Raw genomic sequence first — 20,711 nt, 5'->3', positions numbered from 1 at the left:
AAACGAGCCTGCAAAGACAATATCATCCAAATTTAGCAACGACTCGACAATTTCATGCAAAAATACTTCTATCATATAGAATGTTTATAGTATAATGGAACGGTGTAAGGAGGAGAACAATGGCCAAATCCAATAATAAACATAAAAATGAACTTTTTGAAGAGCGTGTGGCACAAGCAAAAATCGTTCGTAAAATTGTTTTTGTCACAGTTATTATCCTACTAATCGCAGCAGGGATTGTTGGTTTAATAGGATATAATTACATAACATCAGCACTTAAGCCAATGGATGCGGAAAATCCTGAGGTCGTTGAAGTGGAGATTCCACTCGGTTCAGGTTCATCAACGATTGGTACTATTTTAGAGGAAAACGGCTTAATCCAAAATAGTACGTTTTTCCGATATTATGTCAGATATAAAAATGAATCTGGATTTCAAGCGGGTACTTATCAATTATCAACGGGAATGACAATGGATGATATGATTGAAGAATTAAAAGAGGGTTCCGTGATGGCGGACTACGCTTTATCTTTTACGATTCCAGAAGGTCGCTGGTTAGTTAACGTCGTTGATACGATTGCCGAAGAAACTGACTATGAGACGGATGAAATATTTTCGGTGATTGAAGATGACGATTATTTAAATGAGCTCATAGATCGATATGACATGTTGACCGATGAAATTTTGCAGGAAGATATTAGGTATGCTTTAGAAGGGTACTTATTTCCAGCTCGTTATGATTTTCTAGAAGAGCAACCAGAAGTTTCGACGATTATTGAGGAAATGTTAAATCGTACACAGGCTATTTATGATCGTTTAGCAGGTGAAGTTGAAGCATCTGATTACACCTTCCATGAATTATTAACATTAGCCTCAATTATTGAAAGAGAGGCACAACAGTCAGAAGACCGATACAAAATATCGGGCGTATTATACAATCGACTTGATACAAACATGCGCTTACAAGTTGATCCAACGGTAGCCTATGCGATCGGGGAGCATTTGTATATTACAACTTTTGATGATTTAGAATATGATTCTCCGTATAATACGTACCGTTATGAAGGGATTCCGATAGGACCGATAGCGGCTCCAGGAGAAGATGCAATTATTGCTTCCTTACGACCTGATGATGTCGAGCATCTGTATTTCTTCGCACGTGTCAATGGAGAAGTTATTTATACAGATACGTTTGAGGAGCATCGTGAAGTAGCTAATCAATACCGTCAAGAATGGTATGACTTTCAAAACGAAGTGGATGAATCAGACGAATAAGATGAACGAGTTCATGAAGGTTCAAGACTTTTAATTAATGGAAGTTTCGCTTTATGAGGCTGTTCTCATACTGAATATGAGACAGTCTCTTTGTTTGAATTTGAATGAATCTGGCATACTGAATAGTAGAAGGTGATCATGATGGAAGAAAAAGTAATTCATTATATAGAGAATATCATCCCAGCACGTGGGCAAGCTGTAGAAATGATTGAAGCGTATGCGAAAGAGCATGAAGTACCCATTATGGATTTAGTCGGGATGGAAAGCTTACTGCAACAATTACGGTTATTTCAACCCCGCAGAGTATTAGAAATAGGAACGGCGATTGGTTACTCAGCCATTCGTATGGCTTTAGCATTACCAGAGGCAACGATAGTGACAATTGAACGTGACGAAGTTCGCTATCAGGAAGCTAAAAAAAACATAGGGAAACTAGAACTTGAAGACCGTATTCATCTTTATTATGGTGACGCGCTAGACGTGTATAATCAGCTTGGTAATGAAGGGGAATTTGACGCTCTATTTATTGATGCGGCAAAAGGCCAATATCAGCGCTTTTTTGATTTGTATAGTCAGATGTTAGGGGAGCGGGGTGTCATCTTTTCAGATAACGTTTTATTTAGAGGCCTCGTAGCTGAAAAAGAGGTAGACAATAAACGACTAAGGGGCATGGTCAAAAAACTACAAAAATATAATGCTACCTTAATGAATCACCCTGATTATCAAACATCGATCCTACCAGTTGGTGACGGTCTAGCCATTAGCATAAAAAAAGCTCATATATAAATAGTTTGACAAAAACATAAGCACAGGCAAGTGAACAACACCATTCAGCCAAGCGACAATGGAATATGTACATGATAACTAATTGTTAAAAGTCGTATAACAGGTGAGCATAGGATTAAAGACAACTAGACGAGTGAATGCCTTCCGAGCTAATGAGTGCAATGAAATACGTGGAATACTAGCGGAAAAAGAAGTAGGTAGTCCGAGTAAAGCTTGAATCACGGGGTTGCGGGCTGAAAAAGAAGAAGAAAGCCCGAGCAAACGCTGAATCACGGGGTTGCGAGCCAAAAAAGCGGGAGAAAGCCCGAGTAAAAGCGGAATCACGGGGTTGCGAGCTGAAAAATAGTAAGAAAGCCCGAGCAAACGCTGAATCACGGGGTTGCGGGCGGAAAAAGCGGAAGGAAGCCCGAGCAAACGCTGAATCACGGGGTTGCGGGCTGAAAAAGCGGGAGAAAGCCCGAGCAAACGCTGAATCACGGGGTTGCGGGCGGAAAAAGCGGAAGGAAGCCCGAGTAAAAGCTGAATCACGGGGTTGCGAGCCAAAAAAGCGGGAGAAAGCCCGAGTAAAATCAATTACAAGTTTATGCACTATAATTTCAAGAATGGCAAAGCCAATTTGCTACGCCACCAACAAGAATGAAAGTTTGGTTTTGGCTCTTTGACTGTTGGCTCTTCGTTCATTTCGCCTTTGTTTTTTTCATTTTAATGATAGTAAAATGGTTTTTTGAACTTGAGAATTAGCAATAACCCATCGGGTAGTCATGCGGAGACTCTCATGGGACGTAGTGGCATAGCCGAAATCCACTAGCGAAGCTAGTGGATTTCGGCACCACCCCATAGGACGCGGAGCATGATTTTCAGTAGCGATGAGCAAAACTCCGAACATGAGCATCAGCATGAACTTTCAAATAAAAAATCAATCAAATTTTGTCATTGTAAACATAGAGGTTTACAATCTATTTACATTTTGGTATTATCGTTTGGCAACAACACTATTGTAGACATTATCCATTACTTCATTTAATGGAGTCTAACGAATCTATATAGGATGAGAGAGAGGTTTGCTCATGAGCACTAAACCAATCATCATTGGGGTGGCTGGAGGAACTGGCTCTGGAAAAACAACAGTAGCAAAAGAAATTTTTAGTCAGTTCAATGAAAAATCAATCGTATTAATTGAACAGGATGCATATTATAGAGACCAAAGTCATCTAGATTTTGAGGAACGCCTGCAAACGAACTATGATCATCCACTTGCTTTTGATAACGATTTATTAATTAATCAGCTTGAAATGCTAGTAGAAGGAAAATCGATTCAGAAACCAGTATATGACTATGCCAATCATACAAGATCGGATCAAACAATCTTAATTGAACCTAAAGACGTTATTATTTTAGAAGGTATTTTAATTTTGGAAGATCAGCGGTTACGTGATATGATGGATATTAAATTATTTGTTGATACTGATGCTGATGTTCGAATTTTACGGAGACTAGTCCGTGATATAAATGAGCGAGGTCGTTCCGTTGAGTCAGTTGTAGAGCAATATACAACGATCGTTCGCCCGATGCATTTACAATTTATCGAGCCCACTAAAAGATATGCGGATATTATCGTTCCAGAAGGTGGACAAAATCGAGTCGCTATTGATTTAATGGCAACAAAAATCCGTGCAATTATTGAAGAAAAAGTAATTTTGTAATAGGATAAGAACAGCGAGGTTGGAAATTTTACCAACCTTGCTTCTTTAAAAATGAAGTGTCGTAAAGAAAGAGTTAAGCGGATTCATACTGACAAAAAGTAGAATATGTACGTTTTATATAAATGAGGTCTTCCTAAAGGACAATCACGATTAATAAAATAAAACGACGCTCTTCTTTACACAGCAAGAAAATACAATAGTAAAACAACAAATCGATCATGTAGAAAAAATGAGGAGTGACACAAATGGCTGAAGAAAAAAAGCATTATATGACAGAAGAAGGGAAACGTAAATTAGAAGAGGAGTTAGAATACCTAAAGACAGAGCGTCGTAAAGAAGTCGTTGAGCGAATTAAAATTGCACGTAGCTTTGGTGACCTTTCGGAAAACTCCGAGTATGATTCAGCAAAAGAAGAGCAAGCGTTTGTTGAAGGACGTGTAGCACAGATTGAAAAAATGATCCGTAATGCTGTGATGATTGAGGAAGAAGAAGGCGGCAGCAATATTGTCACTTTAGGTAAAACGGTAAGATTTGTTGAACTTCCAGATGGTGATGAAGAAGTTTATACGATTGTAGGAAGTGCAGAGTCAGACCCGGCTGAAGGCAAAATTTCAAATGATTCACCAATGGCTAAGAGCCTATTAGGTCGTTCTGTTAGCGATCGTGTTGTCGTGAATACACCAGCTGGTGATATGGAACTAGAAATTTTAGAAATTAGCTAATAGATAGCATCTCATATAAAGCAGGCTAGTAGATAAGTTCTATTAGCCTGTTTTACTTTTTGATAATTTTATGCAAGATCCTAAAATTGTTGGACTGCATTTTTAGTTGTAAATCAGCTATAATAGTGTGAACAGGAAAAAGAGAAAGAGCTTTTTAGGAGGAGAACGCGATTATGTACGAATCAAGAAGAGACAGTCGAAAAAAGCAGCGCTTAAATCGTTTGCTTAACATAGCTATTATTATCGTTATTGCACTAATAGGTGTTTTTGCTTATCAAATATTCAAGCCTTCAAATGAAATGACAACAGAGGAAGACAGTCAAGAACAGCTTGAAAATGAACAACTTGACGGAGAGAATGTCGCTACAGAAGATGATGACGCTGATAATGGGGGGACCGAAGAAGGGTTACCAGAAGAAGAAGGAAAAATAGAGGAAGACGAAAATCAGCAAGAACCTGATGAGAATGAAAACGAAAAAGAAGAAGACGCTAGAGAAGAAGAGGACGACTTAGAGCCAGTTGAAGATGGCGAATGGCAACCTATTGGTACAGAGCAATCAGGTGCTTATTCACATGATTTCAATGAAGGCAGTTTAAATTGGCAGGAAAAAGTGAGAGCCTTAAGTTATGCGACGGGCATTCCTCAAGATGAAATGACGGTTTGGTGGCTTGGTAATGGAGGATCGCCTCATCGTGTAAATGGTGTTGTCGCAGGTCCTGATGGACAGAAGTATGAAGTTCTTATGGAGTTTATTGAGGGGGAAGGTTGGTTACCTCTTGAAAAAAGCGAGACCAACTAGTTCTTTTATTGAATATATCATGGTAAAAGCACAGATTTTAGTTCTGTGCTTTTTATCGATTTAAAAAATACAAAAAACTTTGCTTATTTTACAATAAATTCAATTCTAGCTTGTAATTCAAAATTCTCAACGGGTTCAGATGTTTCAACATCGACAATTTGAAATTGAGCAAACCCATCCATGATGTAAGAGCCAATTGGAAACTCTTGATTCATAATGGCACGCATGAAGTTTTGATACTCTCTTGGGTCATCACCGCCATAACCACCTCCACCCGTAAAGGCTTTACGTAAAGGCTGACCCTTAATTAACGTTGAATAAAGTAAAGGTTCATTCATAGCATAGTCAATTTTATAATCTCTTGTTTCTTCTACCATTGGAAAATAAAAAGGTGAAGCCGCATGAGAAATAGTTACTTCATCTAATTCACCTATATACTCAAGCTCTGCATACACATCGACCATGTCATCCTCTGAATACTGTGCTTCTTCACTAACAAGTCGATAAATAAAATCACCTTCTATCACTTCAGCCGTTGTTGTCAAATCTTCTATATTCTTATTTGCAACACCCTCATTTATTTGTTCACTTTTACTACAAGCAATAAGGAAAAATAGCATCATCATACAGAGAATCATCATGCCCATACCTTTTCTCATATCATCACAACCCTTCTCATTTCTTATCTATACATATAACGAAACGAGATACAAAAAAGTAACAAAAAGAGAGAGGTCACGTATCAAGAGTCGTATTCAATACTAACGATGATGGAGTATCAGGAAAACTCTTATACAAAAACAACATGGAGAAGTCCATTTCACTTCGCCACCAATAAAGATAAAAGTCAGCGCCACCCCGCAGGACGCGGAGCATCATTTTCAGGAGCGACGAGTAGTGCTCCATGTTCGCCCTAATTTTCATACAAAACACAACATGATCTTTCCATCAAATATGTGTATACTTGTATAGGTTAATCAATCAACGATAATTAAAAAATAGATCAATACTAAAGGTGGTAATCAACATGACAATTGGAATCATTGGTGCTATGGAAGAAGAAGTAGAATTATTAAAAACAAAATTAGATAATCGCAAGGAAACAACCATTGCTGGCTGCGAATTTCACCAAGGCACAATTAATAATAAAGAAATTGTATTATTAAAATCAGGCATTGGAAAAGTAAATGCAGCTATTGGAACAACTTTACTAATCCAATTATTTAAACCTACTGCAATCATTAATACCGGCTCAGCAGGAGGCTTTAACGAAACGTTAGAAGTTGGGAATATTGTGATTTCAACAGAAGTACGTTATAACGATGTAGACGCAACTGTATTTGGTTACGAGTTTGGACAAGTTCCGCAAATGCCAGCCTCTTATCAACCGAGTGAACATTTGGTACACGTAGCAGAGCGTGCAGCAGAGAAAGTAGGTGTACATTCACTAAAAGGACTTGTATTATCGGGTGACTCCTTTATGAGTGACCCCAATCGTGTATTAGAGCTTAAACAAATGTTTCAATCACCAGCTTGTGCGGAAATGGAAGCTGGAGCCATAGCACAAGTTTGTCACCAGTTCGAAATACCATTTGTTATTATCCGCTCATTATCCGATATTGCAGGTCAAGACGCGAAACTTTCCTATGAGCAATTTTTAAAAACCGCATCGGTGAACTCTGCCAATCAAGTGTTACTCATGGTTCAAGAATTATCAGCATAAGCGACAATAAAAAACCGACGAACGTATTAAAGTAATAAAATGTTAACCGCTAGTTGTGCCCTAAGCCCAGTTAGGCAGTTGTTTATGCAGGACGCATAACATGAATGGCAAAAGTGACCAGTAAAGAGCCGAGATGAACAAAAGTTTTAAAACGCACATAGTGAAGCCCAATTCACCCTTTGCCACTACCAATAAAAAAAGAGAGTAGTTACTCATCAGGATTAGCGTCCAAAAACAAAGTCATAAAGGTCAAATCACCTTGAAAATGAGCATTACTCGTTGAACTTCATACAAAAACCTCCTGATATTACCATCTTAAAATGTGCATATTCCATGTTAAAATGTGCATAGATAGGAGGGGGATTTATGTCAGAGAAAGAAATGAAGGAGCTTGAAGGAAAAGTAGCAGACTTTAATCGGTTTAGATTTATACTTCTTTCATTAAGTACTATCCTTTTCCTTGGCGTTATCGTACCTGTAGATGGAAAGCTAGCGTGGATCCCACCGCTATTAATATCGGGTGTATTTCTTTTAATTGCTAGTGCTTTATATTGTCATTTCGAAACAATGAAAGCAACAAAAAAGCTAATGGAAAAACAAAATTAACTTCTAATAAAATGGAATCATTCATAGTAATAACTAACTTGTCTCTAAGCCAAATTTCTTCTCCAAAAAGGAAAGGAGTTTGGTTTTTTTATGTCAAAAATTGATTTAATAGTAAGATAACCTGTTCATTTGAAATGAAAAATTATAAGATAAGAATAAGAAATCGTACAAGTTACATAATTAAGACAAAAGAAACACAACAGTGCCAGACATAATGTTTGTAAGTTCTACTATTAAACTAAATGTTATTAGGTTTCTTAAACTTGAGAATTTGAGGTTAACCGAAGCAGGCGAGTTAGATGAAGACTTCAATTGGACTTGGACGTAGTGGCGGGCTGAAATCCACTGGAGAAGCTAGTTAGTTCAGCGCCACCCCACAGGACGCCAAGCATAATTTTGGGGAGCGATGAGATAGCTCCGCATATCAGCTTTAAGCAACTTTCAAATAAAACCCACATAGTTGAGCCAAAACTGCCCCACCACGAACAAAGATGAAAGTCCTCTATCGCCACCTTAAGGTTCATAAGGAATTGTGAAGATACGGAGGCCAAACCTCGGAGTATCTGTACAAAGTGGTCATTCATATGTAGTGGCGACTGTTCAATCTGTTGGCCCGTTTACAACTCGATCACCATTAGGAGTCGGCTGAACAAAAAGGGCACATTGTCCTGATAAGGTCATTTATCGTAAGATGGATGACGAGCTAACTTCAAGGCATAACCCATCGCCCAAAAGTAACTTTCATATAAAAGAAACACTATTAGGAGAGAATACATTTGATTAAACAGACAAAAAGACCGTTCATTTTAGCCGCCATTATGTTAGCAATGTTTGTCTCAGCCGTTGAAGCTACCATTGTTGCAACCGTTATGCCAGGTATTGTGGTAGACCTTGGCGGATTTTCATTATTTAGCTGGGTTTTCTCTGCTTATTTATTAATGCAAGTTATGACAATACCGATTTATGGGAAATTAGCAGATATGTATGGCCGAAAAAAGATATTCGCCATCGGTATGTTCTTTTTTCTATTAGGCTCCTTATTATGTGGATTCTCAACATCAATGGAAATGCTTATTTTAAGTAGACTCATTCAAGGAATTGGTGCAGGAGCTGTTCAACCAATGGCGACGACGATCATTGGAGACATTTATACGAAGGAAGAAAGGGCCAATATTCAAGGATATTTATCTAGTGTTTGGGGGATTTCAGCAGTGGCTGGTCCGCTTATTGGTGCGACAATTGTTCAATACTTTCATTGGGCATGGGTATTCTGGGTTAATATCCCGCTTGGCATATTTTCAGTTATTATCATCATTATTTTTCTAAAGGAACCCGTAAATCAAACGAAACAGCAGGTCGACTTTGTTGGAGCGTTCTTACTATTAATAGCCATAGCCTCGGTTATGATTTTATTTTTAGAAACTGGTTTAAGCTGGACATGGCAAGATCCAATATTCTGGGGACTACTAATACTAGCTATGATTTGTTTTGTCTTGTTTATTTACCAAGAGAACAGAGTGAAAGATCCCATTATGACGTTATCACTCTGGCAAAAAAAAGATGTAGCTATCGCTAATATTGCTTCTTTTTCGACGGGAGCTGTCCTTTTAGCCATATCAAGTTTTTTACCAACATATGTGCAAGGAGCATTATCAGCAACGCCACTCATAGCGGGGTTGACCCTCACTGTTATTTCAATTGGTTGGCCACTATCAGCGATGATTGCAGGGAAAATTCTATTAAAGATAGGGTTTAGAAGTACTGCTTTAATTGGAGCAACGAGTCTAGTCATTGGGACGGTTTGTTATAATGTATTACCGTGGCTCTCTACTCCAGCTATTGCAGCAGTAGGTTCCTTTTTTATTGGGATGGGCTTAGGTTTTATGACGACAACCTTTATTGTCTCGATTCAATCAGCTGTTGAATGGAAAGTGAGGGGAGAAGCAACCTCACTAAACTTGTTTATGAGACAACTAGGAGGTAGTGTAGGGGTTGCTTTTTTAGGTGGTTTACTGAATTATCGCATCAAACAAGTTCTAGAAAGCAGTCAGGATCAATTAGGGTTTGAGCCTACTTTAGATGCGGTTAGCTCTATCCTAGAAGGTGAACAAAATCAAATGCTCAGTTCTTTTGAACAAATGGTCATTCAACAGGGCTTACAGGAAGGATATCAAGTTTTATTTATCGCTTTACTAATGCTTGCAGCCATCACCTTTGTAACGGTGATGTTCTTACCAAAGGATCAGATTGAACAAACAAAGCAACAAACGTAAATGGTTTATTTGTCACGTGTTAACTCGAGAAAATGTTTTAAAATGCGGGCTGTTAAACCCCAGATATGATAGTTCTCAAATGTATAGAAATATTCTTCATAGGCAAATTGTCTTTGTAAATAGGCTTCTTTATTAGGAATACGGTCAAATGGGAAGCGTGTATCATCGGCAAGCTTCATCTTTAACATAAAAGGTTCGACATGATAATTAAGTAAATAATGTAATGGCACTGTAAAGGTATGGTCTACCTCATCCTTGTTCACATGTAATGTATGAGCATCGTTAATAAAAGCGACAAACGGGAAGATGATGCCCCGGTTCGGTGTGACCAAATAGTCTAGAGGGGCAATAATCGTGGCATTTTGTGGGAAGATCCCAATTTCTTCTTCCATTTCTCTTAGTGCGGCAGCTTCATTACTTTCATCTGTTGCATCAACACGCCCTCCCGGAAAACAGATTTCACTAGGCTGTGAATGTAAGGAGTGAGCGCGCACTTCAAACAAAACAGAAATACCGTTTTCTGTTTCAAGTAAAGGGATAACGACTGCAGAATGTTTAGGTGATTGCAACCCCATGATATTTGCTTGGCGTCCATTGAGCTTATTTATGATTGCTTCTTTTGAAAAATGTTGCAATGAGTGGCCCCCTTTCTCATTTTGTGATCCGAAGATTTGGGAAAGTTATTTTTACTGTGAGAAGATATTACAAACAAGCAGTTACTTTTCTGAAATTAAGGTACATTAAGTATAGGAAAGGTCAAAGACCTAGCTTCCAAAATGTTCTCTCTACTCTCCCCATTGGAGCGATTCGAAACGTCGAATCGCTCATTTTTTTTACACGGGCAATCAAATTAGTATAAGAGACTTAAAAATTCTTCTTCCGTAATTGCACCAAAATAATGTTTAAGATTTGTATTTGTTAATTCAGCTTTTAAGGCAGTTGGCTCGTAAGAAATGCCAATTAGTAATTGCTCAATATCTTTAACATCACCTACACCAAAAAAGTCGCCATATATTTTGCAGTCAACTATTTTCCCTTTTTTAACATTGATACGTAAATCAATCGTTCCTACTGGGAAACGCTTGGAACGTTGCAAGTCAAAAGCTGGTGATTTACCATAGTTCCAATCCCAATTACGGTAACGTTCTGCAGAAATTTGGTCGATTCCCTTCCAGTCTTCTTCCGTTAAATCTACTTTAGGAATTTCTTCTAGATCGGCAAAGATCGATTGTAAAAGGACTTGCTTCAATTCATTTACCGTCATAGGTTTGTCTAAAAATTCTTCAATATTTGCGACACGGCTACGAATCGATTTAATTCCTTTGGAACGGATTTTTTCATCTTTTACTTTTAGGGCAGAAACGACATTTTCTATTTCTGAAGAGAGCATTAAAGTACCATGACTAAACATTCTACCCTTTGTCGAAAATTGTGCATTTCCAGATATTTTTCTTTCGCCTACTAGTAGGTCATTCCGTCCACTAAGTTCGGCATTTACACCTAAATGATTTAAAGCTTTGACTACAGGTTCTGTAAACTTTTTGAAGTTATGAAAAGATTCACCGTCATCTTTAGTAATAAAGCTAAAATTTAGGTTACCTAAATCGTGATAAACCGCTCCGCCACCAGATAAACGTCGTACGACATGCAGCTCATTTTCTTTTACATAATCTAAATTAATTTCTTCAATCGTATTTTGGTTTTTACCAATAATGATGGAAGGTTCATTTACATAAAAAAGTAAATAAGAATGTTCAGGGTCTAAATGTTTTAACGCATATTCCTCAATCGCTAAATTAATGCGAGGGTCTGTGATATTTGAGTTATCAATAAATTTCATCATGGATATGTTACCTCCTAGCTTTTCTTCTTTAAGTATAATCTTATTTAGGAAGTGAGTCGAGTTATAGATGAGTTTTTAAAAGCGTGTATTCAATCAAGAGATGGAGTGGAAATTTTCAGTTACTTTTACTTGTAAAATGAGTAAATAACGCTACAATTAATAAAAAGAAAGCATACTATATAGAAGGATAGCATTAATGAGTGAATGAGGGGTATTGTTATGGACGGTCAAGAGCGAAGGCAAGAGGTTAAAATGCTTCAACTACTCGAAGAATTAGTGAATATAGATAGTGGTTCGTATGATAAAGAGGGTGTGAATCAAGTTGGCACAAGCTTAAATGCTTATTTTGCAAATTTAGGTTACACGATAGAAATGATACCTGAAAAGGATGTTGGCGATCATTATATAATCTCACACCAGGATGTTCAAAATCCAGAAATTTTACTATTAGGTCATATGGATACAGTCTTTGAAAAAGGAACGGCTAGTGATAGACCGTTTACGATTGAAGGTACAAGAGCCTACGGACCTGGTGTTATTGATATGAAAGCGAGCCTAGTTACAATTATATTTGCCTTAGAGCAGCTAAAAAAGAACCATAGTGAAGCGTATAAGCATGTGAAAATTCTACTTAATAGTGATGAAGAGATAGGTTCCCCTACATCTAGATTATTGATTGAGAAAGAAGCTAAAAAAGTGAAATATGCTTTAGTCATGGAACCAGCAAGAAAAGATGGCTCACTAGTTACGGAGCGAAGAGGACACGGTCATTTTATCATGGAGATACAAGGGAAGGCGGCACATTCTGGTATTGAACCTGAAAAAGGGAGAAGTGCGATACAGGAGCTTGCATGCAAAATAGTGAAACTCCATGCTTTAAATGACTATGAGCACGGAATTTCTGTCAATGTCGGCATGATAGAGGGTGGCGATGCTGTTAATCAAATATCAGCACATGCGATTGGACATATTGATGTACGAGTATCGAAGCCAGAACAAATTGAAGAATTAGAACATAAGATTGAGGAAGTGTGTTCCACTTCAGATGTAGTCGGTACCAAGATCGATTTAACAGGGGATATTAGCCGCCCGCCAATGATAAAAAATAAACAAATCGCGGAATTGTTCGAAATTGTCAAACAGGTTGGAAAAGAGATTAATATGGAGATTAAGGATACTAAAACCGGTGGAGGTTCTGATGCATCCTTTACTGCAGCATTAGGTATACCTACCATTGACGGTCTTGGACCAGTCGGCGGAAATGCTCACAGTGAATACGAATATTTAGAAATTCCATCTTTATTAGAGCGAAAAGAATTACTCGTGAGGCTAATTGAACGTTTGCACCGTGACCAATTAAGTGAAGGTCAAGGGGATTCATATTTGGTTGGTTGATCAAGCTAAGCAGTCTTGCTAATCGGCTAGACTGCTTTTATTCGATAAACGTTCGAATTGGTGGTAACGAGTTCCTTGGAAGGTTAAATGACCAACATCACCTTCTACGATTTGACCAAACTCTTTACTTGACACAACAAATTCCATCCTGTCTCCACTTTCTACTTCAAATGTAGCATAATAGCTTGTCGATGAATGATGGCTGCTGTGATGTACCGTATCTGTATGATGATGAGCTGGACTAGATGAATGTTGACTAACATCGGTTCTTTTTGTAACTAAATGTGCAGGTACAGTTAAAACGGGTTGTTTGTTATTGTAACTCCATTGCTTTATACCTTTAAATACAGTAAATAAAATAACACCTAAGGTAAGAAAAAAGAAAAGAAAAAATACAATAGTGAACCAATCAAAAGGGCTGCCAAAATGGGCTTGCTCAAAAATAGGATCAGACATCATCACACCTCCTTATAAGATATTACGATTATTATGTTAGTAAGGTTTCAAAAGAACTATAGTTATGTCATGATTATACAATACGTCCATGCCAAAGCTCGATTCATTTAGTCACCAACAAACATAATAAGTTGACAACTCATAGCAGTTCAGATATAGTTAGTTTATCAGCAAAACTGAATGAAATTCATTCATTAGAGAGAGCGGTGAGTTAAATTGGAGAAACGTGACAAGATTATTGAAGCAGCTATAAAAGTATTAACAGAAAAAGGAATGGAAAAAACCAAAATATCTGATATTGCGAAAGAGGCTGGGATTGGTCAAGGTACCTTCTATCTTTATTTTTCGACCAAATTAGCGGTTATGCCTGCTATCGCTGAAGTTATGATTTCCAAAATTGAAGCGGGTTTACAAGCACTTACTCTAAAGGAAACAATGAATGAGCAGCTTGAACAAATCGTGGATGTTTTCTTTTCCATAACCCGAGAGGATAAAGAAACTTTTACACTCATTTATGCAGGACTTACACAAACGCAGCATGTGAAAGAGTGGGAGAATATGTATAGCTCCGTCTATTTGTGGTTTGAACAATTCTTAAATCAACACATCTCTATTCAGACGATAGACGTGAAGCATGTAGCAAAGATGTTAGTCGGTTTAATTGAATCAACTGCAGAGCAAGTCTATTTATTTGATGAGCTAGGTACGGAGAATGAAGAGAGTAGAAAGCAATCGTTAATGAAATTTATGGCAGCAGGGTTACAGGTTTAAATAACAATGAATAATAGAGTGAGAGCTAACCGATAAGCATACCAGACACTAATAGAACCGGTATGCTTAAACTTCGGAATAAAAATGAATGAAATTCAGTCATATTTATCTAAATTAATAATAAAGGAGTTTATTTTATGAATAGAGCATGGATTTATGTCGTAATAACATGTGTTTTAGAATTGTTATGGGTTTTTGGGTTTAATGTCGCTCATACGTGGTGGCATTGGGCTTTAGTGATATTGATTATATTAGTTGATTTTTACTTTCTTGCAAAAGCTTGTGAGACTTTACCTACAGGCACTGTTTATGCAATTTTTGCAGCAGCAGGTACAGTTGGAACAGCATTAATGGATATTTTTATATTTAATGGATTTTTAAGCGTATCAAAAGTTGTATTTATTGGCTTACTCGTCGTAGGTGTTATCACGCTAAAGCTTGCTGATAATCACGAAAGTAAGGCAGAAAAAGGAGAGGTGGCGTAGTCATGGGTTGGATTTATGTTTTTGTGTCAGCACTATTTGAAGTGGTTGGAGTAATTGGATTGAAAAAGTTTAGTCAGAAGAAAAATTTTTTGAACCTTCTAATTTTTATTGGTGGTTTTGGACTATCCTTTATTTTACTTTATTTGTCGTTCCAATATATACAAATAAGTATTGCTTATGCCGTTTGGATTGGAATTGGAACAGCCGCCGCGGTACTAGTTAATATGTTGTTTTTTCATGAATCAAAAAGTTCGGCAAGAATTATTAGTTTGATCATTATCGTCATTGGTGTAACGGGATTAAAAGCCGTATCTTAATGAACAATAATCGAAATATAAAAGAAAATAATAGGTACAGACACAGGCGAGCCTAGCTTTTCATACACATGTAGTAATGAAATGTTGGAGGTGAGTCTGTGTCGAGTTTATTAGCTGCTGTTTCATACTTCGTAAAAGAAGTGATTGTGTTTGTCTCTTATGTGAAAAATAATGCCTTTCCACAGCCATTAAAAAAGGATGAAGAAAAAAAATACTTAGCCCTCATGCAGCAAGGAGATGAGGAAGCCAGAAATAAACTAATTGAGCATAATTTACGACTCGTTGCACATATTGTTAAAAAGTTTGAGAATACAAGAGAGGACACGGAAGACTTAATATCTATCGGTACAATTGGATTAATCAAAGCGATAGAAAGCTTTTCTGATGGAAAAGGTACAAAGCTCGCAACCTATGCAGCGAGATGTATCGAAAATGAAATCCTCATGCATTTACGAGCCCTAAAAAAGGTGAAAAAGGATGTCTCTTTACATGATCCAATTGGAACGGATAAAGAAGGCAATGAAATTAGCTTAATCGATGTGTTAAAAGAAGAAAGCGATGATATTGCAGATGTGATTCAAACAAAAATGGAGAAAAAGCAGATCTATGAATTTATCCATGTTTTAGATGGACGGGAAAAAGAGGTCATTGTTGGTCGCTTTGGTCTTGATTTAGAAGAAGAAAGAACCCAAAGAGAAATCGCAAAAGACTTAGGTATATCTAGAAGTTATGTGTCACGGATTGAAAAAAGGGCGTTAATGAAGCTCTTTCATGAGTTTTATAAGAAGAGTCAAGGAATAGGATAGCATGATAAAGTTAAGTAAAAAAAGACCGTGGCTTCCACGGTCTTTTTTTGCCTATTCAAAAGAGCTGCTCAGTGAATTCTTTTTCTTCCTAGCGTTATGTTTTGTTCCCCATTCATGCATGGCTTCTAAAATAGGCTGTAGTGTTTGACCGTATTCGGAGAGGGTATACTCAACTTTAGGTGGAACCTGTGCGTATACTTTCCGCGTAATAATCTCCTCGTCCTCAAGCTCTCTCAGTTGTTTCGTTAACATCCTTTGCGTAATACCAGGTAAATGCTTTTGTAACTCGCTGAAGCGTTGTGTTCCTTCTTTTAATAAATGCAGGAGTATTATAGGCTTCCATTTTCCAACAATAATGTTTAATGCGTCTTCCACTTTACATAAATTAGGTTCTAGTTTCAAAGGATTACCTCCATAGTACCTTTTTGTATACTACCGCACATCAAAGTGCGTACTTAACAAATATACGGGTAGCATTCATACTAATAATAAGCTATTTTAAACAAAAAAGAAGAGAAGTACAACAGAAAAGAAAGGTTGTTTTTCGATGAATGAATTTCGTATTACTCCTGAGAACGGGTTAGAATTCGGACTTTATACTCTAGGAGATCATCTTCCGAACCCGCATACCAATGAACGAGTTTCAGCAAAGCAACGATTAGAAGAAATTATTGAAATGAGTAAGTTAGCTGAGCAAGCTGGAATTGATTTTATTGGTATTGGAGAAAGCCATCAAGAATATTTCGTTACACAGGCTCACTCGGTTGTTTTAGCAGCTATCGCTCAAGCAACGGAAAAGATAAAAATTGCGAGCACTTCAACGATTGTGAGTACATTAGATCCAGTTCGTGTCTATGAAGACTTTGCAACGATTGACCTGATTTCAAATGGGAGGGCAGAAATCGTTGCCGGAAGAGCATCTAGAATCGGTTTATATGAATTATTAGGATATAGTTTGAATAATTACGAGGAGTTATTTGAAGAAAAATTTGAGCTGTTACAAAAGATCAATCGAGAAAGCCGTGTCAATTGGCAAGGAAATTTTCGAGCGCCACTAAAGGGTGCAGAGGTCATTCCCCGTGCCATCAATAATCTATTACCGATTTGGCGTGGTGTAGGTGGAACTCCTGCGAGTGCAATGAAGGCAGGTTATGCCGGAGTACCAATTTTCCTTGCTCATTTAGGTGGAGCGGCAACTTATTTTAAACAAACAATTGATGCATATCGTGAGGCGGCGGCTTCAAGAGGACATAACGTTTCAAAGCTTCCTATATCAACGGCAGGTTTCTTTTATACTGCAGAGACCACACAGCAAGCACAACAGGAATATTATCCTTATATAAATGAAGGAATGAAAAAGACGAATGGTAGAGGTTTTCCAAAGCAGGAATTTGCACAAAGTGCGGACGTGCGTAGTGTTGTTAATGTAGGGAGCCCCCAACAAATAATCGAAAAAATTCTCTATCAACACGAATTATTCGGTAATCAGCGATATATTGGTCAGTTAGACTTTGGTGGAGTTCCGTTTCCACAAATCATGAAAAATATTGATTTAATTGGTTCAGAGATCATTCCTGCGATCAAAAAACATACAGCTAAAAAGTAGGAGAAGGAGAATTGAAATGAAAGCAGTTGGATTAATTGGCTCTACGGTTGGTTCCAAAACAAAAATAGCAATTCAATCTACAATGAGTGAACTAGCAGACAAACATCCCGGGATAGATCAGACGATTATAAACCTTGCCGATTTTTCAATGGCATGGAGTGACGGAAGGAATTTCCTTGATTATCAAGGTGATACACAATTTGTGACTAAAACCATCATGGAGGCTGATATTCTTTTTATCGGAACACCTGTTTTTCAGGCATCTATACCTGGAAGTTTGAAAAATATCTTTGATTTGCTCCCTCAAAAAGCTTTTCAAAATAAAACAGTTAGTATCGTTGTAACAGCAGGATCCTCCAAACATTATTTAGTAGCGGAGCAACAACTTAAGCCGATTTTAAATTACATGAAGGCACATGTGTTACCGAGTTATGTTTTTATAGAAGAAAAAGATTTTATGAATAAAAAAATGATCAATGATGATGTATTCTTTCGATTACGGGATTTAGTCATGGATACGGTATTATTTGCTGAAGCACATGAAAAACTTCGTGAAATAAAAGAAGCCGAGTATGACTTTTAGTTTCATAAGTAATTGTTCGCAACTTTGAGTGGAGGCTGGATATGGTATACCGATTTTAAATTCATGTTTCTTACCTTCCCTTCATAAGAATAAGGCAAGATAGGTAGGAAAGGAAGCTAACGTATGAAATTAGAACGGGAGTTTCATGTGAAGGGTATTGCGACATTGCTGATGGAAAGCCGATTCGATTAAAAGGAAAAAAATGAATATAAAATGGTGGCAAGAGCACCCGTCGGACAAGGTCATCCTTTTTTGTTAGCAATGAGCAACGCAACATGCTCGAGCTTTACATGCTAATTTAGGAATGCCCAAAAACGATTAAACAACCATGTACACTTTTGGGTGGCAAAAGGCGGTACTAAGTTGTAGGAAATGTGAGGGAGTAACAACATAAGCAGAAGTAAAAGCACTTTTTTAGTCCAAATACACTTCTAAAGATTTCACTCCTTGAATCAAGGGAAATAAAAAGGTGATGATAGTCTAAAACCAACCTCAGTTTGTTTTCGTCAAAAAAATAAAGAAAACAAATGAAAAGAGGTTTCCTTATGTACTTATCTGATTTAGTAAGTATATTTATTGTAATCGTCATCCCCGTTTTATTAATTTTTGCTATTGGTTATATGCTTTGGCTAAAGCACAAGCCTTTCAAGTTGAAAGACCTTGATTTATGGAAAGAAGCGAGCAAATTTTTAATGCTTATTTATAGTGTTTATTTACTTTATTACGGGCTTTATAATGGCATTGGTTATGGAGGCTATTTTAGTTATAATCTTGTCCCGTTTCACACGATCTTTTCCTATACGGAAATGCTCATTCATGATCCAATCATGCAAAAAACGGCCTTCTGGAATTTGCTCGGAAATGTCTTATTAACACTACCATTTGGTTTTTTTATCACAATTATGTTCCAAAAAATGAAATGGAAAACGATTGTCGTAAGCAGCGTATTGTTTTCGATTAGTATTGAATCTGGACAATTCATATTACATTTATTACGAATTTCGAGCAGAACCATCGATATTGATGATGTCATCCTTAACACATTAGGTAGTATATTAGGGTATGTAATCGCTAATAAACTGTTGGCGTTACGCCAAAACAACAGTAGAACCAATGAAAGCAAACAAATAGCCTAATAAACCGATCAATAATAGTAAAAGCACGGCAAATAATCCAAATTAGTTAAATTTGAAAGGTTGCTGTAGAAAAAGATTCAGCGTACAGCACAAACAGCAGCCAACAAAGATGAAAGTAGTGGCGACTGTTCAAACTGTTGGCACATTTACAACTCGCTCGCCATTAGGAGTCGGCCTGAACAAACAGGGAGCACTGTCCTACTAAGGTCATTGATCGCAAGATGGATGACGAGCTAACTTCACGGCACAAACTATCGCTCATAAGTAACTTTTATACAAAATAATTCAAGCAGAAAAAAATTCTTTCTGCTTTTTTTGACGTTTTTTTCGATGTGAAAAAGGACATTATAAAGAAATGAGCTTAAAAAAAGCTTAAAAATAAAGGTTATGTGTATATTTTTCCTAATGGCAACTTTCTTTCGCACATTAAATAAGTTTTGTATTGCAAAAAAAGGTTGCTATAGACCCACATGCAAAGCACTTGCTATGATGACATAGGAAGTGAGGAGGTTATGAATTGGTGGAAGAAAAACGCTATCAGGATTTAAAAAAAGGTGAAAAAGGAGCCGTTATTAGTATTGTTGCTTATCTCATACTTGCGGTATTAAAACTGTCAGTTGGATTTTATGCCAATTCTGCTGCTTTAAAAGCAGATGGTTTAAATAATGCAACAGATATCGTCGTTTCCATTGCGGTATTAGTGGGACTCCGCATGTCACAAAAACCACCTGATCATGATCATCCATATGGACATTGGAAAGCAGAAACCGTTGCATCACTCGTTGCCTCCTTAATTATTATGGTTGTGGGTATTCAGGTGTTAATTGGGGCAGTCCCTGCGTTATTCGCAGGAGAGCAAGAAGCACCAGATGTCATTGCTGCATGGGTTGGGGCTTTTAGTTTTGTCGTGATGATTGGTGTATTCTTATATAATCGAAACCTAGGTAAAAAGATAAATTCTCAAGCCGTAACTGCCGCCTCCAAAGATAATTTATCAGACGCACTCGTAAGTATTGGTGCAACGATTGGTATTATTGGGGCACAATTTGGCTTTGCTTGGTTAGATCCTCTTATCGCTGTACTTGTCGGTTTAATTATTTGTAAAACGGCGTGGGAAATTTTTAAAGATGCAACCCATTACTTAACAGATGGTTTTGAGAAAAGTGAATTAGATGAATGTCGAAGAACTGCCTTATTAATTGATGAGGTAGAAGAAGTGAAAGAAGTAAAAGCGAGATATTATGGGAATAGTTCGGTCGTGGATATTGTGATTGAAGTGAACGGAAGCTTAGATGTACGTGACGCTCATGATATTTCTGATAAGGTCGAGGAAATTATTAAAGAAAAACATAGAGCGATAGATGTCCATGTCCATGTTGAACCTAATGAAAATACAGAAACCCCTCCAAAGCTTTAATAGCTGTAG

Annotated in this window: 23 protein-coding genes; 17 read left to right on the top strand and 6 right to left on the bottom strand. The window is 37.3% G+C overall.

Annotated features, from left to right (window positions below):
• Positions 1 to 119: 119 nt before the first annotated feature.
• Complete coding sequence (gene mltG, locus PQ479_RS05725) at positions 120 to 1,274, top strand: endolytic transglycosylase MltG (RefSeq protein ID WP_047988625.1); 1,155 nt, start codon at positions 120 to 122, stop codon at positions 1,272 to 1,274.
• A gap of 138 nt (positions 1,275 to 1,412) precedes the next feature.
• Positions 1,413 to 2,060: an O-methyltransferase gene (locus PQ479_RS05720; RefSeq protein ID WP_047988626.1), complete on the top strand. Its 648-nt coding sequence runs from the start codon at positions 1,413 to 1,415 to the stop codon at positions 2,058 to 2,060.
• A gap of 78 nt (positions 2,061 to 2,138) precedes the next feature.
• Here the strand turns inward: PQ479_RS05720 and PQ479_RS05715 are convergent, their stop codons facing one another.
• Positions 2,139 to 2,633: a hypothetical protein gene (locus PQ479_RS05715; RefSeq protein WP_273716818.1), complete on the bottom strand. Its 495-nt coding sequence runs from the start codon at positions 2,631 to 2,633 to the stop codon at positions 2,139 to 2,141.
• A 494-nt stretch (positions 2,634 to 3,127) separates the two neighbouring features.
• On the opposite strand from PQ479_RS05715, the gene udk reads away from it, so the two are divergent.
• The 3 genes from udk (at position 3,128) to PQ479_RS05700 (ending at position 5,285) form a co-directional block, all read left to right on the top strand.
• Positions 3,128 to 3,763: a uridine kinase gene (udk, locus tag PQ479_RS05710; RefSeq protein ID WP_047988627.1), complete on the top strand. Its 636-nt coding sequence runs from the start codon at positions 3,128 to 3,130 to the stop codon at positions 3,761 to 3,763.
• Between the two features lie 245 nt (positions 3,764 to 4,008).
• Complete coding sequence (gene greA / locus PQ479_RS05705; protein ID WP_047988628.1) at positions 4,009 to 4,485, top strand: transcription elongation factor GreA; 477 nt, start codon at positions 4,009 to 4,011, stop codon at positions 4,483 to 4,485.
• 173 nt (positions 4,486 to 4,658) lie between these two features.
• Positions 4,659 to 5,285, top strand: a complete 627-nt coding sequence (locus PQ479_RS05700) for a YrrS family protein (RefSeq protein ID WP_047988629.1) — start codon at positions 4,659 to 4,661, stop codon at positions 5,283 to 5,285.
• A gap of 83 nt (positions 5,286 to 5,368) precedes the next feature.
• Here PQ479_RS05700 and PQ479_RS05695 read toward each other — a convergent pair whose 3' ends face one another.
• The gene (locus PQ479_RS05695) at positions 5,369 to 5,944 is read right to left on the bottom strand and encodes a hypothetical protein (RefSeq protein WP_047988630.1); all 576 of its coding nucleotides are present in this window, start codon (positions 5,942 to 5,944) and stop codon (positions 5,369 to 5,371) included.
• A 368-nt stretch (positions 5,945 to 6,312) separates the two neighbouring features.
• On the opposite strand from PQ479_RS05695, the gene mtnN reads away from it, so the two are divergent.
• The 3 genes from mtnN (at position 6,313) to PQ479_RS05680 (ending at position 9,887) form a co-directional block, all read left to right on the top strand.
• Positions 6,313 to 7,008: a 5'-methylthioadenosine/S-adenosylhomocysteine nucleosidase gene (mtnN, locus tag PQ479_RS05690; protein ID WP_047988631.1), complete on the top strand. Its 696-nt coding sequence runs from the start codon at positions 6,313 to 6,315 to the stop codon at positions 7,006 to 7,008.
• A 366-nt stretch (positions 7,009 to 7,374) separates the two neighbouring features.
• Positions 7,375 to 7,614, top strand: coding sequence for a YrhC family protein (locus PQ479_RS05685; RefSeq protein ID WP_047988632.1), 240 nt, complete (start codon positions 7,375 to 7,377; stop codon positions 7,612 to 7,614).
• Between the two features lie 776 nt (positions 7,615 to 8,390).
• A complete protein-coding gene (locus tag PQ479_RS05680) occupies positions 8,391 to 9,887 on the top strand; it encodes an MDR family MFS transporter (RefSeq protein ID WP_047988633.1) in 1,497 nt (498 codons plus the stop codon).
• 5 nt (positions 9,888 to 9,892) lie between these two features.
• Here PQ479_RS05680 and PQ479_RS05675 read toward each other — a convergent pair whose 3' ends face one another.
• Positions 9,893 to 10,522, bottom strand: a complete 630-nt coding sequence (locus PQ479_RS05675; RefSeq protein ID WP_273716816.1) for an NUDIX hydrolase — start codon at positions 10,520 to 10,522, stop codon at positions 9,893 to 9,895.
• Positions 10,523 to 10,737: 215 nt separating this feature from the next.
• Positions 10,738 to 11,727, bottom strand: coding sequence for a lipoate--protein ligase (locus tag PQ479_RS05670; RefSeq protein ID WP_047989528.1), 990 nt, complete (start codon positions 11,725 to 11,727; stop codon positions 10,738 to 10,740).
• A gap of 222 nt (positions 11,728 to 11,949) precedes the next feature.
• Here PQ479_RS05670 and PQ479_RS05665 point away from each other — a divergent pair, with 222 nt between their 5' ends.
• Positions 11,950 to 13,125, top strand: coding sequence for a M20 family metallopeptidase (locus PQ479_RS05665; protein WP_047988634.1), 1,176 nt, complete (start codon positions 11,950 to 11,952; stop codon positions 13,123 to 13,125).
• An 18-nt stretch (positions 13,126 to 13,143) separates the two neighbouring features.
• On the opposite strand, the gene PQ479_RS05660 is transcribed toward PQ479_RS05665, so the two are convergent.
• A complete protein-coding gene (locus tag PQ479_RS05660) occupies positions 13,144 to 13,581 on the bottom strand; it encodes a DUF2500 domain-containing protein (RefSeq protein ID WP_047988635.1) in 438 nt (145 codons plus the stop codon).
• A gap of 216 nt (positions 13,582 to 13,797) precedes the next feature.
• Here PQ479_RS05660 and PQ479_RS05655 point away from each other — a divergent pair, with 216 nt between their 5' ends.
• From PQ479_RS05655 to sigK, 4 genes are all read left to right on the top strand, one after another.
• On the top strand, positions 13,798 to 14,352 hold the full coding sequence (locus PQ479_RS05655) for a TetR/AcrR family transcriptional regulator (RefSeq protein ID WP_047988636.1): 555 nt from the start codon (positions 13,798 to 13,800) through the stop codon (positions 14,350 to 14,352).
• Between the two features lie 137 nt (positions 14,353 to 14,489).
• On the top strand, positions 14,490 to 14,837 hold the full coding sequence (locus tag PQ479_RS05650; RefSeq protein WP_047988637.1) for a DMT family transporter: 348 nt from the start codon (positions 14,490 to 14,492) through the stop codon (positions 14,835 to 14,837).
• Between the two features lie 2 nt (positions 14,838 to 14,839).
• Positions 14,840 to 15,154: a DMT family transporter gene (locus PQ479_RS05645; RefSeq protein ID WP_047988638.1), complete on the top strand. Its 315-nt coding sequence runs from the start codon at positions 14,840 to 14,842 to the stop codon at positions 15,152 to 15,154.
• Positions 15,155 to 15,252: 98 nt separating this feature from the next.
• Positions 15,253 to 15,960, top strand: coding sequence for an RNA polymerase sporulation sigma factor SigK (gene sigK, locus PQ479_RS05640; protein ID WP_047988639.1), 708 nt, complete (start codon positions 15,253 to 15,255; stop codon positions 15,958 to 15,960).
• 51 nt (positions 15,961 to 16,011) lie between these two features.
• On the opposite strand, the gene PQ479_RS05635 is transcribed toward sigK, so the two are convergent.
• On the bottom strand, positions 16,012 to 16,362 hold the full coding sequence (locus PQ479_RS05635; protein ID WP_047988640.1) for a winged helix-turn-helix transcriptional regulator: 351 nt from the start codon (positions 16,360 to 16,362) through the stop codon (positions 16,012 to 16,014).
• A gap of 145 nt (positions 16,363 to 16,507) precedes the next feature.
• Here PQ479_RS05635 and PQ479_RS05630 point away from each other — a divergent pair, with 145 nt between their 5' ends.
• From PQ479_RS05630 to PQ479_RS05615, 4 genes are all read left to right on the top strand, one after another.
• A complete protein-coding gene (locus PQ479_RS05630; protein WP_047988641.1) occupies positions 16,508 to 17,566 on the top strand; it encodes an LLM class flavin-dependent oxidoreductase in 1,059 nt (352 codons plus the stop codon).
• 16 nt (positions 17,567 to 17,582) lie between these two features.
• Positions 17,583 to 18,149 carry an NADPH-dependent FMN reductase gene (locus PQ479_RS05625; protein WP_047988642.1) on the top strand — a complete coding sequence of 189 codons (567 nt, stop codon included), beginning with the start codon at positions 17,583 to 17,585 and terminating at the stop codon, positions 18,147 to 18,149.
• Positions 18,150 to 18,694: 545 nt separating this feature from the next.
• Complete coding sequence (locus PQ479_RS05620) at positions 18,695 to 19,285, top strand: VanZ family protein (protein WP_053070386.1); 591 nt, start codon at positions 18,695 to 18,697, stop codon at positions 19,283 to 19,285.
• A 520-nt stretch (positions 19,286 to 19,805) separates the two neighbouring features.
• A complete protein-coding gene (locus PQ479_RS05615; protein WP_047989530.1) occupies positions 19,806 to 20,702 on the top strand; it encodes a cation diffusion facilitator family transporter in 897 nt (298 codons plus the stop codon).
• The last annotated feature ends 9 nt before the right edge of the window (positions 20,703 to 20,711 follow it).

The organism is Alkalihalobacillus pseudalcaliphilus (genome assembly GCF_028610675.1).
Lineage (GTDB): Bacteria > Bacillota > Bacilli > Bacillales > Bacillaceae_D > Alkalihalobacillus > Alkalihalobacillus pseudalcaliphilus.
The sequence above is the reverse complement of the archived record's forward strand: the minus strand, read 5'-3'. Positions and strand labels throughout refer to the sequence as shown.